Raw genomic sequence first — 505 nt, forward strand, 5'->3', positions numbered from 1 at the left:
GATCGGCCGGAACCAGCTGATCCAACGTCACCATCTCAAGCGCGGTCTGTTCAGGGGCGGGTCGCTTCAACATGACCCAGTGAATCAAAAACCCCCGGCAAACGCCAGGGTTTGTCAGCAGTCTGAGCCCCGGCGAAATGCCGGGGCTTTTTTACGCCTGGCTTGCTTGGCGGCGATGAGATCCGCGCTCTCGCGACAGTGCTGGCCTGCTGTTCTGACGAGGCCCGTCCTGCGGCCTTTCCGCCCTCTGGCGAGCTGTTCACGAAAACAACCCCGGCTTTCGCCGGGGTTGTTTTCTGTCGGGAATGCAGTCGCTTACACCGAATAGTACATGTCGTACTCGACCGGGTGCGGGGTCATTTCGAAGCGCATCACCTCGGCCATCTTGAGCTCGATATAAGAGTCGATCTGGTCGTCGTCGAACACGCCGCCTGCCTTCAGGAAGCCGCGGTCCTTGTCGAGGTTCTGCAACGCTTCGCGCAGGGAGCCGCAGACCGTCGGGATC

At 60.8% G+C, this 505-nt stretch carries 1 pseudogene; it reads right to left on the bottom strand.

Features of this window, described 5'->3' with window-relative positions:
- Window positions 1–315: 315 nt before the first annotated feature.
- Window positions 316–505, bottom strand: a pseudogene (gene glnA / locus EOA32_RS37695) (glutamine synthetase); the annotation flags it as partial.

The sequence above is a fragment of the Mesorhizobium sp. M1A.F.Ca.ET.072.01.1.1 genome, assembly GCF_004023325.1.
Taxonomy (GTDB): Bacteria; Pseudomonadota; Alphaproteobacteria; order Rhizobiales; family Rhizobiaceae; genus Mesorhizobium.